Genomic DNA, 13,720 nt, shown 5'->3' on the forward strand with positions numbered 1-13,720 from the left:
GGCCCGGTCAGGAGCATCGACACCGCAACGATCCCCGTCCCGTCAGGAGGACACCATGAGCACCACCGACCCGAGCGGCCAGCCGCTCCCCCCGCCCGCCGCCGCGCCCGAGCCGAAGCGCTCCTGGTTCGCCCGGCACAAGATCCTCACGGCGATCGGCGTCGTCGCCGTCGTGGCGATCGCGGTGAACGTCGCCCAGGGAGGCGGCGACGCGGCCGACGACGCCGCACCGGGCGCGACCACGTCGGCGCCGGCCCAGGACCCGACCGAGGCACCCGCCGACGACGCCACCGAGCCCGCCGACGACGCCACCGAGGACGCGCCCAAGGAGCCCGAGGAGCAGCCGGCCGGCGACTCCGCCGGCATCGGCACGCCCGTTCGTGACGGGAAGTTCGAGTTCACCGTCACGGCGGTCGAGACGGGTGTGCCGAGCGTCGGCGACGACATCCTCAGCCTCGACGCGCAGGGGCAGTTCGTCCTGGTGCACGTGACCGTCACCAACATCGGCGACGAGGCCCAGTACTTCGACGGCTCGAGCCAGGAGCTCGTCGACACCGAGGGCCGCACGCACTCCGCCTCGACCGAGGCGGCGATCTACCTCGACGACGCGAACAGCATCCTCGACCAGATCAACCCGGGCGTCAGTGTCGAGGGCACCGTCGTCTTCGACATCCCGGCGGACGCCACGCCGGCGACGCTCGTCCTCCACGACTCCGCCTTCTCCGGCGGCGTCGAGGTGGCCGTGTCCTGAGGCGGCCAGCGGGCGGGTGCGGTCGTTCAGGGGCGACCGTGCCCGTCCGCCCGCCCGCCTGTCGACGCACCGCACGACGAGGACGCTCGGCCTGGTCCACAATCGTCTCGACGCGTCACGACGAGCGGGAGGCACGCATGGCAGAGGAGCCATCGACGGTCCGGGTGGACGATCCCGGGCCGTTCTTCCACGGTACGAAGGCGGACCTGCGGCCGGGCGACCTGCTCGAGCCCGGGCGCTCCTCCAACTACGGCAGCGGTCGCGCGGCGAAGTTCGTCTACCTCACGGCGACGACCGACGCGGCGGTCTGGGGCGCCGAGCTCGCCGCCGGCACCGGACCGGGCCGCGTGTACCGCGTCGAGCCGCTCGGCGAGATCGAGAACGACCCGAATCTCACCGACAAGCGGTTCGAGGGCAACCCGACCCGCTCGTACCGCACGCTCTCCCCCGTGCGCGTGCTCGGCGAGGTCACGTGGCAAGCCCACCCGCCCGAGGTCCTGCAGACCATGCTCGACCACCTGCGCCGGCTCGCAGACGAGGGCGTCGAGGCGATCGAGGACTGATCTGAAGGCGTGCCCCCCGAGCACACGCCCCACAGCCTCCCCCGCGCGCCCTTCCCGTTCCCGCCGCCCCGCCGCGCCGACCTTCCCGCTCACGTCACCGCTCCCCACCCCCGCCCCGCCAGCCCCTCACCCATCCACGGACCCCCCGCCGCCTCCTGCCCGCTCGCGCCGGCCCCTGCCCGCACTGTCCCGCCCCGCCAGCCCCTCACCCATCCACGGACCCCGTGCACGTCCACGGACCCCGCGGACGCCTGCGGACCCCTCGTCGGCGAGGTCCGGCGACGCTCCAGCGGTCCGTAGACGACGAGCAAGTCCGCAGACGGCACGGACCCACGCACGCACGACCGCGCCAGCCACCGCCCACCGCCCCTCACGCGTCCACGCACCCGGGCGCCAGCCGCCCCATGACACCTCCACCACGCGCTGTGCCCCTCACCCATCCACGGACCCCGCGCGCGTCCACGGACCCCGCGGACGCCTGCGGACCCCTCGTCGGCGAGGTCCAGCGACGCTCCAGCGGTCCGTAGACGACGAGCAAGTCCGCAGACGGCACGGACCCACGCACGCACGACCGCGCCAGCCACCGTCCACCATCCCGCCGCGCACCCGCCCGGTCACCCGCCCCGCCCGGTAACCCGCCCCGCCCGGTCGCCGACCCCTCCCGTCCACAGCCGCCACGCCGCGTGTCAGTGGCCACTCGTACACTTGTTCGAGTGCTCGTGAGAGAGGGGGCGAGATGAGCGCAATGACAGACGGGGCGACGCCCGACGACGAACCGCGCCGAGCGCTCGTCGCGGTCTCCGACGAGACCTCGGGCGTCGGGCCGATCCCCGAGGTGGCGGCCCTGCAGCTCGCGATCGATGCGCTGGCGGGCCTGGTGCCGGGCGCGAGCACGAGCCTCGACGGGCAGTCCGCGACGGAGACGATGGTCGCGCTCGCCACTGCCGCGGGACGGCTCACGGCGATCGCGGCGGCGCTGCTGCCGGTCGTCGAGGCGGACGGATGGTGGGCGCTGCGCGGGGCGCGCACGGTCACGACGTGGCTCGCAGGTGCCGCACGCATGCCCTGGGCACGGGCGGCGGGGATAGTGCGCATGGGTCGGGCCTTCGCGTCCGATCTGCCTGAGACTGCCGCGGGCGCGGTGGCCGGCGAGATCCCCGTGGACAACGCGCTCACGCTCGCCCGGCTCGCGCCGACCACGAAGCTCCGACGAGAGGCGCTCGCCCAGCCTGCGGACGCGTGCGGCGAGCCCTTCCTCGCCGAGCACGCGCGCGGACTCGCGCCCGAGACGTTCACGCGACTGGTGCGGCGCTGGGCCGCCGCGGCGGACACCGGTGCCGATGAGCGCGGGTACCGCAAGGCCACCGACCGCGAGTTCTTCACGATCTCGCCGACCACCAACGGCATGCACCTGTCCGGGTTCCTGACCACCGAGCACGGCGCGAGCCTGCGAGCGGCGCTCGACTCGCTGATGGGCACACCCGCACCCGACGACCGCCGCACGACGACGCAGCGCCGAGCCCAGGCCCTGGCCGACCTGTCCCGGCTCGGTCTCGACCACGGGCTCGTCGGTACCGGCGCGGGCGCGCGGATCCGTCCGCACGTCTCCTGCGTCGTCGACCACGACACGTTCAGGCGCCTCGTCGAGGACGAGAGCACCCGTGACCCGTTCGACGCCAGACTCGACGACCCACCCGACGACCCCCCGGACAGTCGGCACAACGACCCACCCGACCGTCGACACGTCGACCCACCCGGCAGTCCGCACAACGACCCACCCGACCGCCGGCACAACGACGACCCGCCTAGGTGCCACCACGACGACCCGCTCGACCACCCGCTCGAGGACCCGCTCGACGACCCGCTCGATCACCCGCTCGAGGACCCGCTCGACGACCCGCTCGAGGACCCGCTCGAGGACCCGCTCGACGACCCGCTCGAGGGCCCGCTCGAGGGCCCGCTCGACGACCTGCTCGAGGGCCCGCTCGACGAGCGTCTCTACGAGCGCCTCGGCGCGAATCTCGACCAGCGCCTCGACGAGACGGCCGACGCCGACCCCGAGGATCTCGCGCGCCCGCGCGGCGTCCGGCTCGGGCGCCTGCGGCCGGTGTCCGACGAGGAACGTTTCGCCGTCACCGAGATCGTGGGCGCCGGACCCGTCCCCGGTCACGTGCTGCAGCGCCTCGCGTGCGACGGCGCGATCGGCAGACTCGTCTTCGGGCCGGCCTCCGAGCTCATCGACGTCGGGCGCTCGGAGCGGCGGTTCACGGCCGCCCGGCGGCGCGCGATCGTCGCGCGGGACCAGACCTGCCGCTACCCGAGCTGCGGTGCACCTGCCTCGCTCGGCGAGCTCCACCATGTCGTGCCGTGGAGCCAGGGCGGCAGCACCGACGCCAACGCCGGGATCCTGCTGTGCTACCACCACCACGACGTGGTCCACCGACTGCACCTGCAGATCCGGCGCCGCAAGTCGGGCGGCTGGCGGTTCACCACTGCCACCGGCCACCGCCTCGACGCCGGCTCCTGACACACGGCGCACCACGCCGGTGTGAGCAGCAGCGCCTGACGTCGTCAGGCCTCGTCGCTAGCGTGGTGCGGTGGCATCCGATCCGCGCACGGTCGACTGGCTGCTCGACTCCGACCCGGCGCTGCGCTGGCAGGTCGAACGCGACCTCGTCGGAACCCCGGACGAGACGTGGCAGGCGACGCGCGCCCGCGTCGCGACCGAGGGCTTCGGCGCGAGGCTGCTCGCGCGGCAGGACCCGGACGGCAGGTGGGCCGGCGGCGCGTTCTTCCCGGCCGGCTTCTTCGGCAGTCCCGAGGCCGACGAACCCGGGCAGCCGTGGATCGCGACGACGTGGGTCCTCAAGGACCTTCGCGAGTGGGGTCTGGACGCCGCGGTGCTCGCCGGCACCGCGGACCGGCTCGCGGCGAGCTGCCGCTGGGAGTACGACGACCTGCCCTACTGGGGCGGCGAGGTCGACGTCTGCATCAACTCGTACACGCTCGCGAGCGGCGCCTGGCTCGGCGCCGACGTCGCCGCCCTGGCCGCGTGGTTCCCGGCCCACCGGCTCGCCGACGGCGGCTGGAACTGCGAGGCGGAGGAGGGCCGCTCGACGCGGTCGTCGTTCCACTCCACGCTCAACGCGGTGCGCGGCATGCTGGCCTACGAGCGGCTCACCGGAGACTCCGCGCTGCGGGCCGCGCGGCACGGCGGCGAGGAGTACCTGCTCTCGCGTCGACTGCTCTACCGGGCGTCCACGGGCACTCTCGTCGGCGACTTCGCGACGAGGTTCGTCTACCCGAACCGCCACCGCTACAGCGCGCTCGCGGCGCTCGACCACTTCCGCGACGCGTCGCTGCTCGACGGGACCCCGCCCGACGAACGGCTCGCCGGCGCCATCGACGTCGTGCGAGCCGCGCGCCGACCGGACGGCACGTGGCTGCAGGGAGCACCGCTGCCCGGCCGCACCTGGTTCGAGGTCGACGCCCCGGAGGGTGAGCCGTCGAGGTGGCTCACCCTGATCGGCACCCGCGTGCTGACCTGGTGGGACGCCGCGCGGGCGTGAGCCGGGCGCGGCAGGACGACGTCACGGGACGCGGACGATGTCCTTGCCCAGCGGTGCCAGCGAGATCGGCACCATCTTGAAGTCGGCGATGCCGAGCGGGATCCCGATGATCGTCAGGCACAGCAGCACACCCGAGACGATGTGCCCGAGCGCGAGCCACCACCCCGCGAGGATCACCCACACGACGTTCCCGAGGAACGACCACGCACCCGCGCCCGGCTTGGGGACCACCGTGCGGCCGAACGGCCACAGCGCGTAGCTCGCCATCCGGAACGACGCGATGCCCCACGGGATCGTGAAGATCAGGATGCACAGCAGCACGCCGGCGAATGCGTAGCCGACGGCCAGCCAGAACCCGGCGAGCACGAGCCAGATGATGTTGAGCAGGGTGCGCACGCCGTCATCCTCGCGTGGGCCGGGCCGCGTTGTCGACGAACCGCTGCCAGCGCCAGTCGAGCAGGTCTCGATCCGGGTGGTCGGCGCGGCGGCGCGGCAACGTGATCTTTCGCCCGTGCATGTCCTGCAGACCGTGCCGGAGCATCGGCCCGTCGACCTCGTCGAGCAGATCGCGGTCGATCTGCACCACGTAGTCCGGGCTGACGCCCAGGAGGTCCTGGTCATAGGCCGCATGGTGGATCTTGCACAGCGCCAGCCCGTTCGTCGTCGTCGGAAGCCCGTGCTCCTCGCTGTCAGGGACGATGTGCGCGCCGTCCAGCAACGACCCGTGAGCGAGCCGGCAGATCGCGCACCGTGTCTCGTAGGCCAGCAGCACCCTGGTGCGGAACGCGGGCTGGTGCAGCCGCTGCTTGGCGAGCCGTCGCGCGTAGGCCCGCTGCTCGGCACCCAGCTCACGCAGGTCGCCCATGTACCGGAACGCCTCGTCGAGCGCGATGAGGAACGTCCGCTCCTCGGGGTAGTCGTCGACGACGTACACCGGGAGCACCGGCGTGTAGACGTTCGCGACCTCCTTGCGGAACAGGATCAGCGGCATCCCCGTGGTGATCGCGTTGCGCAGCTTGGCGTTGTCGCCCCCGAACGGGTCGCCGTCGCGGTACGCGTAGTGCAGCAAGCCGTCGTCCGGGTCCTCGGTGTCGTCGTAGGGACCGTCGACCGACGAGACGATCGCGAGCGTCGAGCCGAAGTCCGCCGGGTTCCGGATGCCGCGCGAGTAGTCGATGATCGGCAGTTTTCGCTCCCCGACCCGGAAGCCGAGCAGCTCGTCACGCCGCAGGAACCCCCCGTTGGCCTCGGCGCGCTCTCGCACCCACGCGAGGACGTGCGCTCGCAGCGCGGCTTCGGCGACGGTGTCCACGCCACCAGCTCACCAGCCCCGCCGGCCGCCGGGCAAGGGCCGTACGAGCGACCCGACGGTCAGCGCACGCGCGCGCGGGCCGCCGCGCGGCGCAGGACGGTGATCTCGACGCGTGAGGTGAGCTGTTCCTCCGGGAGCACGCGGGCCAGGTCGGCGAGCACGTCGTGGCAGGCACCGATCACGTCCGCCAGGTCGGCGTCGGGGTACGCGGTCACCCGCAGGCGCACGACGAGCCGCCCGCGCTCGGTCAGCACGGCGCCGCGCACGGACAGGATGCGCGGATCGTCGGAGAGCACGTCTGCCGCCGTCGCGACGGCCGGTCCGGGTTCGACCGTGAGCACGCCGGGCAGCGGACCCGCAGGCAGGCGCAGGGGTGCGACCCCGCGTCTCGGCAGGTGCGCGAGCAGCCACCACAGACCGAGCCCGACGAGCACGACGCCGACCGCCAGCGCGATCGCGACGAACGACGACGACCCCGTGACCCGCGACGAGTCGACGTCGACGGAGTCCGGCACGTCCGGCCAGACGTCAGCCAGGAACCCGGTCTGCCAGCCGATCGCCGCGACCCCGAGCACGACGAGCACGAGCCCGAGCAGGAGCACGAGCACGCGGTCGAGGCCGAGCACGCCGCGCCTCATCGCAACCCCGCCACGTGCCGGTTCTCGACCCGGACGGTCATGGGCGTCGCCAGCCGCGCGAGACGCTGCTCGACGAGCGCGCGCACCTCGTCGGCCACGTCGTCGCCCTCGAGCGAGGTGACGGTGACCTTCACTGACGTGCGCCGCGCCGACGACTCGGCGGAGAGCACGTACGGCACCGACTCGGCCGCCGCGGCGGCCAGGCGCGCCACGTCGGCGATGCCGATGCTCGCGCCGGGCACGTCCAGCGGCAGCCGGTTGCGCACGCGACGTCCGAGCGCGACGACGACGAGCCAGAGCCCGAGCAGCGCTACGACGCACCCGATCGCGGTGAGCGCGGGCGACGGCTCCACGCCGTCCGTCGAGTCGACGAGCGGCACCAGCCAGGTGCTCCCGTCGATCCGACCGTCGATCACCAGCGCGTCCCGGATCACCAGCACACCGAGCGCGACGACGAGCGCCGCGAGCACGACCCCGACCCAGCCGACCCGCCCGGCGCGCGTGGCCGGCGGCGCCGGAGCGATGCTCATCGGACCCTCGGCGCGGGGGCCGCCCGCGGCGGCCGCTCGACGTCGCGCACGGCGACGCTCACCGCGTCCAGCTCCTGCGCGGCCTGCCGCACCAGCTCGCGACCGACGGCCTCCTGCACCTCGCGGGTCACCACCGCGGCCGACGCGGGCCAGACGAGCGAGACCTCGAGCGACACCCGCGCGCGCAGGCCCAGGCGCTGCCAGTCGACCCTCGGGCTCGTCGGAGCCACGCCCGGCACGCCCAGCGCGACCTGACCGGCGATCCGGCGCAGCGCGTGGTCCGTGATCGTCAGCGACCCGCGGTCCGGCCGCACGTCGGCGACGCCCTCGTCGACGACCTCGGGCTCGACCTGGGGCTCGGGCTCGGGCTCGACGATGGTTTCGTTCTCGGCCACGGTCTCAGCCACGGCGTCGGCCGGAGACGACCCCGCTCAGGTCGAGGCGGCCGTCGAGCACGAGGGCGACGAGCACCCCGAGCGCACCGAGCACGAGGGCCAGCAGGAACATCGAGAACCCCCCGACCGCGGCGACCAGGGCAAGCAGGATGCCGGCGAACAGCCCCGTGGCGACAGACGACATGGTCAGCTCCTTCTCATGACACGTCGATGTCCTCGACGTGGACGTGCACGGGCATGGGGGCGATCGCCGACACGGCGCGCTGCACGCGCCCGACGGTGACCGGGACGGGGGCGACGCCCGAGACGACGACGTGCACCTCGGTGCCGGCCTCGTCGATGCGGACGCCCGTGACCCGCCGTCCCGGCAGGTAGGTGCCGAGCCCGCCGAACCGCCCGCCGTGGAGCCGGACCACGCCCGGCACCGCGAGCACGGCCGCTGCGACCTCCTCGGCGGGATCGCGCGGCTCGGGTCCGACGACGATGAGGGGCTCGGTCGGTGCCGTCCCGAGCGGAGGGCCGAGCGAGGGATCGCGCGGAGGATCGAGCGCGCCGCGCAGCGGCGCGACGCCCGGATCGGTCACTGGACCCGAGCCTCCACCGGCTCGACGACGACGTCCTCCTGCGGCAGGTGCACGTCGTTCACGACGACGTTGACCTCGACGACGTGCAGGCCGGTCATCCTCTCGACCGCCGAGATGACGTTGCGCCGGATACCGGACGCCAGGTCCGCGATCGACACCCCGTACTCGGCGACGAGGTCCAGGTCGACGGCCGCCTCGGTCTCCCCGACCTCGACCGACACCCCCTGCGCGCTGTTGGTCCGGGCGCCCGGGATGCGCTCGCGGATCGCGCCGAGCCCACGCCCGCCGCCCCCGCCGAGCGCGTAGACGCCGGTGACCTCCTTCGCAGCGATGCCGGCGATCTTGCTGACGACGGTGTCGGCGATCGTCGTGGTGCCCTCGGCGCTCACCAGGGCGCTGGCCGGCCGTGCCGTCGCGCTCTTGGCTGGCGTGCTGTCGTTCATGATGTCCTCGTTCTGGTCTGGGGTTCGGGACTCGGGTGCGGGCCGACGGGCGGTTCCCGTCGATCCCACCCTGCTCCCCGCGGCCTCCCCCCGCACCCCCAACCGACGGACTCTCGCCCGACGCTCCCGACCGATGTCGGAGGTCGCCCGTAGCGTCGCTGATCGCCGGAGCGGGCTGATCGCGGCACGCAAGGAAGGGTCGGAAATGGGATCGCGGGCGGGGATCGTCGTCATCGACGCCGACGGCGGCGTGGAGCTGTTCTACGACCACTGGGCCGCGCAGCGGCTGGCTCAGGATGCAGCGCTCGCCGGGTTCAGGTCGACGCTCGAGCGGGTGCGCTCCATGAGCCCGATGGGAGAGCCGAGCGTCGCGGAGTGGTCGAGCGCGACCTGGATGGAGGGCTCGATGCTGATCGACGTCCCGAACCATCGCCTGGTCTGGGCCGAGGAGGGTGACGGCCTCGTGCTCCCGCGCATCGCGAACCACCTGATCGAGCGGACCTGGCCGGGCTGGACCGCCATCTGGTCGCCTGCGGGAGTCGCCGGCATCATCCACCTCGCTGGGGCCGACCCGGCGCCGCTCTTCGCGCAGCTACGCACGCTGGAGCGTGAGCACGTCGCGGACAACCCCTGGTTCACGCCGCGCTCCGACCACATGTGTCCCGTACCGCTCTCTGTTCGCCTCGAGGACGGCGACGTCGTCCTGTGGGGTGCGGACACCGACCTGTCCGATATCGCGTGCTACGGCCCCGACGAGATCGTGGCCGTGGCACGCCGGGCTCGCGACGACGGCTCGGTCGGCGACGGATGGGGCAAGCACTGGCTCCCGGCCGAGATGATCGCGGACGACGACTGGCCGGGCTGGGGGCTGCACCTCGACACCCAGAAGCGCGAGCTGTTCTGGTGGGCGACCTGGGAGCACAGCCCGCGTTCGCGCGAGTTCGCGACCTACTGGCCTGGTTGGGACGTGCACACCATCGGCGACGCATGGGAGCAGCACGAGAGTGAGCTCGATGGGGTCCAGCTCGAGCAACCGTGGGCCGGCCACGTCGCTGAGGCCCGCCGCAACCTCCTGCAGCTCCACGCGGAGGGTGTGCGTGAGAACCCGTTCACTCGCGTGGCACGCGGTCTCACCGCACAGGGGCACGACGCCGCCCCGCTCCCGGCCGTCCTCGAGTTCGTTCCGAACCGCGGGTTCGCGGGGCTGGACCTGGTCCTCTCCGCTCTCGACGATCTGGCGGCGGGTCCGCCGCTCCGTCCCGCGCGCTTCGTCGACCTCCAGGGCGTGATCCACGATCCATAGTCGGAGCACCCGGGCCGCGTGGAGCGCGTCGGACTGAACGACGAAAGCCGGGCACCGCTTGCCGGGCTCGCTCCCTCGCGGATCGCCGGAGCTCACCCAGCACACGTCGCCGCGCTGCGTCACCAGTCGTCCTCTGAGACAACCGCGCCGGCCGCGCGCCGGAACTCCTCGGCTTCCTCGCCCGGCCCGGCGAGCGCGAGCGCGATCGCGTCGTCGATCCGCCGCGTCAGGTTCGCGCCCTCGAGCTCGTCCACGTACCGCTCGGCAGCGATGCGATCGGACTCCGACCGGGTCATACCGCGTCGGTCCGACGCTCACGATCACTCTGCGAGCAGTGCGCGCACGTCGTCGGAACTGATCGCGCGGGAGAACGCGTGCTCGTCGTCGCCGAGCACCGCATCGAACACGGCGCGCTTGCGCCGGGCGAGCGCCATCACCTTCTCCTCGATCGTCCCGCGGGACACCATCCGGTTCACCATGACCTTGCGCGTCTGCCCGATGCGGTGCGTGCGGTCGATCGCCTGCTGCTCGACGGCCGGGTTCCACCACGGGTCGAGCAGGTACACGTAGTCGGCCTCGGTCAGGTTCAGCCCGAACCCGCCCGCGCGCAGGCTGACGAGGAACAACGGGGCGGACCCGCTTCGGAACCGGTCCACGACGTCCGCGCGTCGCCGCGTGCTCCCGTCCAGGTACTCGAACGCCAGCCCGGCCGCCCGGCACCGGTCCGCGACGAGCCCGAGATAGCTCGTGAACTGCGAGAACACCAGCGCCCGGTGCCCCTCGGCCGCCACGGGTTCGAGCTGCTCCATGAGCGCGTCGAGCTTGCTGGACGGCACGGACGCGTACTTCTCGTCGACGAGCGAGGCGTCCAGGGCCAGCCGCCGCAGGATGTTGAGCGAGCGGAAGATCGCGAGCCGGTTCGCGTCGAAGTCGTCCAGCAGCCCCAGCAGCCGCGAGCGCTCGCGGTGCAGGTGCGTGTCGTACGCGCGCCGGTGCGCCGGCTCCAGGTCCACCAGGTGCACCTGCTCCTGGCGGTCCGGCAGCTCCGGCGCCACCTGCTCCTTGGTGCGCCGCAGCAGCACGGGCCGCAGCCGCCGGCGCAGGCGCTCCAGCACCTGCCCGGCGTGGGTGCGCGCGTCGTCGTCGGCGGACGGCCGCGCGGCGGCCTCGATCGGCCGCGCGACGTCGTCGCGGAACCTCGTCGCCGACGGGTACAGGCCGGGCGCGACGATCGCGAGCGTCGACCACAGCTCCATGACGTCGTTCTCCAGCGGCGTGCCGGTGATCGCGAGCTTGAACGGCGTGCGCAGCGCGCGTGCGTGCTGGTTGGCACGCGTCGCATGGTTCTTGACGAACTGCGCCTCGTCGAGCACGAGGCCCGCCCAGTCCAGCGCGCTCACGTCGTCGTGCTCGATGCGGAACAGCGCGTACGACGTCACGACGACGTCGGCGCCCGCTGCCGCCTGCTCCCACGGCACGCCCGAGCGCCGCGCGGTCTCGGTCACGGCGACCACCTTCAGGTCCGGCGTGAACCGTACGGCCTCGGACTGCCAGTTCCCGACGACGGACGCGGGCGCGACGACGAGGAACGGCGCAGCCCCCGGCTCCCGCTCACGCGCGTGCGCGACGAGGGCCAGCGTCTGCAGCGTCTTGCCCAGGCCCATGTCGTCGGCCAGCACGCCGCCGAGCCCGTGCTCCCAGCACATGACGAGCCACGCCAGCCCCTCGCGCTGGTAGGGCCGCAGCTCCGCGTGCAGCCCCGCGGGCGGCGGGCGGTCCGCATCCGGCGCCGCGCCCTCGCGCAGCAGTCGGACGAACCCGTCCACCTTGCGCTGCCACGACTGGGACTGCTCCACCTCGTCGGCCAGGTCCTCGAGGTCCGCCCACAGGCTGGTCCGGTACGGGTTGATCCGCAGCCGCCCGGGCCGGTCCTCGAGCCTCGCGGCCTCCTCGATGAGGCGCCGCAGCTCGTCGAACACCGGCTGGTCCAGCCGCAGCCAGCCCCCGTCCGCGAGCAGCAGCCGCTCGTGACCGACCGCGAGCGCCCGGAACAGCTCCGCGAACGGCACGTCCCGGCCCTCGACGCTCACCGTCACCGCGAGGTCGAACCAGTCGGCGTCCTCGGTGTCCCGCGCGGCGACACTGATCCGCGGCGCCTCCTCGAGCGCCACGTAGTCCGGGACGTCACCCGTCTCGACCCGGACACCGTCCAGCTCCGCGAGCCGGGGCAGGAGCACCTGTGCGACGTCGAGCGCCGCGATCCCCGCGAACTCCCGCTGCCCGTCGACGCGGAAGGCCTCGAAGCCCGGCACCCGACGCACGTCGTGCTCGAGGCGCGCCACCGTGGCGCGCTCGGCCTCCAGGTCACGCACTCCCGCGTCCTGCGCCGTCGCGACGAGCGGGCGGCGTGCGCGCGCCTCGCCCGTGGCGTACTCCCAGTCCCACGCCAGGCGCACCAGGTTCACGGCGGCGAAGTCGGCGGTGGCGACGAACACCGGCCGCTCCGGCTCGGGCAGCCGCACGCTCGCGTCGCTGCTGGTCACCGGCACGGCGCGGCGTAGCCGCGGGTACTCGTCGGCCATCAGGTCAGGCACGTCCCGCGCCGGGACCACGACCGCCGGGAGGTCCAGCAGCGCCCGCACCGGCTCGGTCAGCGGCGCCGACTGGCCCAGCGTCAACGTGCGCGGCGAGCGCTCGTCCCAGGCGAACAGTCCGCTGCCACCCACCGCCCCGACGACCGGCGTGCCCGCCACCGCGCCGCCGAGCTCGAGCCGCGGCCCTACCCGCACCGAGCCGTCCGGCAGCTCGACGAGGTCGAGCTGCAACGTCGCCTGGTCCACCAGGCGCACCTCGTCGGACTTCGCGCCTCCGACGAACGCGATCCCCGACTCCGCCGCGGACCCGAGGTGCGGCCACAGCCACCGCGAGCAGTCGTTCAGGTCGAGCCACGCGGTGCCCCCGTAGTACCGCTCCGCGCTGCGCAGCGAGTACAGGTCGCGGAACCAGGCCCGCTCCTGCGGCCGCAGCGTCGTCCGCCGCCAGCTGTACTCGTACCGGATCGCCTCCCACGACACGTCCTGCCCGCCCGTCCACGCACCCTTGGTGTTGCGCTTCGCGGGCCGCACGGACAGCGACAGCCCCGACGGCGACCACCCCGCACCCGGCTGCTTGGGCAGCCCGTTCACGCGGAACTGCAGCGCCACGTTCGCAGGCTCGTCGGCGACGCTCGCCGTCGGCACCGCAGCCGTCCGCACCAGCCTCTCGAGGCTCCCTCGCCACGCGGCCGGCGCCGACGCGGCAGCCCTGCCCGAGGACCGACCACCGACGGGTCCGTGCGTCTGCAGGAGCGTCGCGACGACGTGCTTGCACGCCCCGCCCAGCGGGCACGAGCAGTGGTCGCGCACCACGTGCTGCCGCGCGTCGAGCACCACGATGCAGCGGTACGCCCGTGCACCGCTCCCCCGCACCAGCGACGTCAGCGTGCGGTTCGCGGGCTGCCAGTCGACCGAGACCACCCGGCCCTCGGCGTAGTACCCGCGCCCCCGCTCGAACGCGCCCTCGTCGACCCAGTCCTCGATCACCTCGAGCGGCACGCGCGGCGGGACAGCTGCGGGACTGGGCACGCCCGGAAT

General features: G+C 73.6%; 15 protein-coding genes. 5 read left to right on the forward strand and 10 right to left on the reverse strand.

What is annotated here, in order from left to right:
* Positions 1–55: 55 nt before the first annotated feature.
* The 4 genes from CCO02nite_RS07435 to CCO02nite_RS07450 all read left to right on the forward strand — a co-directional run bounded on the left by CCO02nite_RS07435 (position 56) and on the right by CCO02nite_RS07450 (position 4,883).
* Complete coding sequence (locus tag CCO02nite_RS07435; protein WP_146842488.1) at positions 56–751, forward strand: DUF4352 domain-containing protein; 696 nt, start codon at positions 56–58, stop codon at positions 749–751.
* A 137-nt stretch (positions 752–888) separates the two neighbouring features.
* On the forward strand, positions 889–1,314 hold the full coding sequence (gene arr / locus CCO02nite_RS07440) for an NAD(+)--rifampin ADP-ribosyltransferase (RefSeq protein ID WP_146842489.1): 426 nt from the start codon (positions 889–891) through the stop codon (positions 1,312–1,314).
* Between the two features lie 736 nt (positions 1,315–2,050).
* Complete coding sequence (locus tag CCO02nite_RS07445) at positions 2,051–3,841, forward strand: HNH endonuclease signature motif containing protein (protein WP_146842490.1); 1,791 nt, start codon at positions 2,051–2,053, stop codon at positions 3,839–3,841.
* 70 nt (positions 3,842–3,911) lie between these two features.
* A complete protein-coding gene (locus tag CCO02nite_RS07450; protein ID WP_146842491.1) occupies positions 3,912–4,883 on the forward strand; it encodes a squalene cyclase in 972 nt (323 codons plus the stop codon).
* A 21-nt stretch (positions 4,884–4,904) separates the two neighbouring features.
* Here CCO02nite_RS07450 and CCO02nite_RS07455 read toward each other — a convergent pair whose 3' ends face one another.
* From CCO02nite_RS07455 to CCO02nite_RS07490, 8 genes are read right to left on the reverse strand one after another with little or no spacing between them, the layout of a single operon-like run.
* Complete coding sequence (locus CCO02nite_RS07455; protein WP_146842492.1) at positions 4,905–5,279, reverse strand: YccF domain-containing protein; 375 nt, start codon at positions 5,277–5,279, stop codon at positions 4,905–4,907.
* A 4-nt stretch (positions 5,280–5,283) separates the two neighbouring features.
* Positions 5,284–6,195, reverse strand: coding sequence for an HNH endonuclease (locus tag CCO02nite_RS07460; RefSeq protein WP_146842493.1), 912 nt, complete (start codon positions 6,193–6,195; stop codon positions 5,284–5,286).
* Positions 6,196–6,254: 59 nt separating this feature from the next.
* On the reverse strand, positions 6,255–6,821 hold the full coding sequence (locus CCO02nite_RS07465; RefSeq protein ID WP_146842494.1) for a hypothetical protein: 567 nt from the start codon (positions 6,819–6,821) through the stop codon (positions 6,255–6,257).
* 8 nt (positions 6,822–6,829) lie between these two features.
* Positions 6,830–7,363 carry a DUF6286 domain-containing protein gene (locus CCO02nite_RS07470; protein ID WP_146842495.1) on the reverse strand — a complete coding sequence of 178 codons (534 nt, stop codon included), beginning with the start codon at positions 7,361–7,363 and terminating at the stop codon, positions 6,830–6,832.
* Positions 7,360–7,758 (reverse strand): Asp23/Gls24 family envelope stress response protein, encoded by a 399-nt coding sequence (locus CCO02nite_RS07475; RefSeq protein ID WP_146842496.1) that lies wholly within the window; start codon positions 7,756–7,758, stop codon positions 7,360–7,362. Before CCO02nite_RS07475 ends, CCO02nite_RS07470 begins: the two co-directional genes overlap by 4 nt.
* 4 nt (positions 7,759–7,762) lie before the next feature.
* Positions 7,763–7,942 (reverse strand): hypothetical protein, encoded by a 180-nt coding sequence (locus CCO02nite_RS07480; protein ID WP_146842497.1) that lies wholly within the window; start codon positions 7,940–7,942, stop codon positions 7,763–7,765.
* A gap of 13 nt (positions 7,943–7,955) precedes the next feature.
* Positions 7,956–8,342, reverse strand: coding sequence for a hypothetical protein (locus CCO02nite_RS07485; protein WP_246117414.1), 387 nt, complete (start codon positions 8,340–8,342; stop codon positions 7,956–7,958).
* On the reverse strand, positions 8,339–8,785 hold the full coding sequence (locus CCO02nite_RS07490; protein WP_146842498.1) for an Asp23/Gls24 family envelope stress response protein: 447 nt from the start codon (positions 8,783–8,785) through the stop codon (positions 8,339–8,341). The genes CCO02nite_RS07485 and CCO02nite_RS07490 overlap by 4 nt, the downstream gene beginning before the upstream one ends.
* 205 nt (positions 8,786–8,990) lie before the next feature.
* Between CCO02nite_RS07490 and CCO02nite_RS07495 the strand changes: the two genes are divergently transcribed.
* Complete coding sequence (locus CCO02nite_RS07495; protein ID WP_146842499.1) at positions 8,991–10,088, forward strand: hypothetical protein; 1,098 nt, start codon at positions 8,991–8,993, stop codon at positions 10,086–10,088.
* A 119-nt stretch (positions 10,089–10,207) separates the two neighbouring features.
* On the opposite strand, the gene CCO02nite_RS07500 is transcribed toward CCO02nite_RS07495, so the two are convergent.
* Positions 10,208–10,384, reverse strand: a complete 177-nt coding sequence (locus CCO02nite_RS07500) for a hypothetical protein (RefSeq protein WP_186812611.1) — start codon at positions 10,382–10,384, stop codon at positions 10,208–10,210.
* A gap of 24 nt (positions 10,385–10,408) precedes the next feature.
* Complete coding sequence (locus tag CCO02nite_RS07505) at positions 10,409–13,711, reverse strand: DEAD/DEAH box helicase (protein ID WP_146842500.1); 3,303 nt, start codon at positions 13,709–13,711, stop codon at positions 10,409–10,411.
* Positions 13,712–13,720: the final 9 nt, after the last annotated feature.

Origin of the sequence: Cellulomonas composti, assembly GCF_007990245.1 — a bacterium.
GTDB lineage: Bacteria > Actinomycetota > Actinomycetes > Actinomycetales > Cellulomonadaceae > Cellulomonas > Cellulomonas composti.

Excerpts from the sequence above, each read along its gene's own strand:
- CCO02nite_RS07445 (WP_146842490.1), top strand. The coding sequence starts at position 2,051 with ATGAGCGCAATGACAGACGGGGCGACGCCCGACGACGAACCGCGCCGA.
- CCO02nite_RS07435 (WP_146842488.1), top strand. The coding sequence starts at position 56 with ATGAGCACCACCGACCCGAGCGGCCAGCCGCTCCCCCCGCCCGCCGCC.
- CCO02nite_RS07480 (WP_146842497.1), bottom strand. The coding sequence starts at position 7,942 with ATGTCGTCTGTCGCCACGGGGCTGTTCGCCGGCATCCTGCTTGCCCTG.
- CCO02nite_RS07500 (WP_186812611.1), bottom strand. The coding sequence starts at position 10,384 with ATGACCCGGTCGGAGTCCGATCGCATCGCTGCCGAGCGGTACGTGGAC.
- CCO02nite_RS07490 (WP_146842498.1), bottom strand. The coding sequence starts at position 8,785 with ATGAACGACAGCACGCCAGCCAAGAGCGCGACGGCACGGCCGGCCAGC.
- CCO02nite_RS07470 (WP_146842495.1), bottom strand. The coding sequence starts at position 7,363 with ATGAGCATCGCTCCGGCGCCGCCGGCCACGCGCGCCGGGCGGGTCGGC.
- arr (WP_146842489.1), top strand. The coding sequence starts at position 889 with ATGGCAGAGGAGCCATCGACGGTCCGGGTGGACGATCCCGGGCCGTTC.
- CCO02nite_RS07495 (WP_146842499.1), top strand. The coding sequence starts at position 8,991 with ATGGGATCGCGGGCGGGGATCGTCGTCATCGACGCCGACGGCGGCGTG.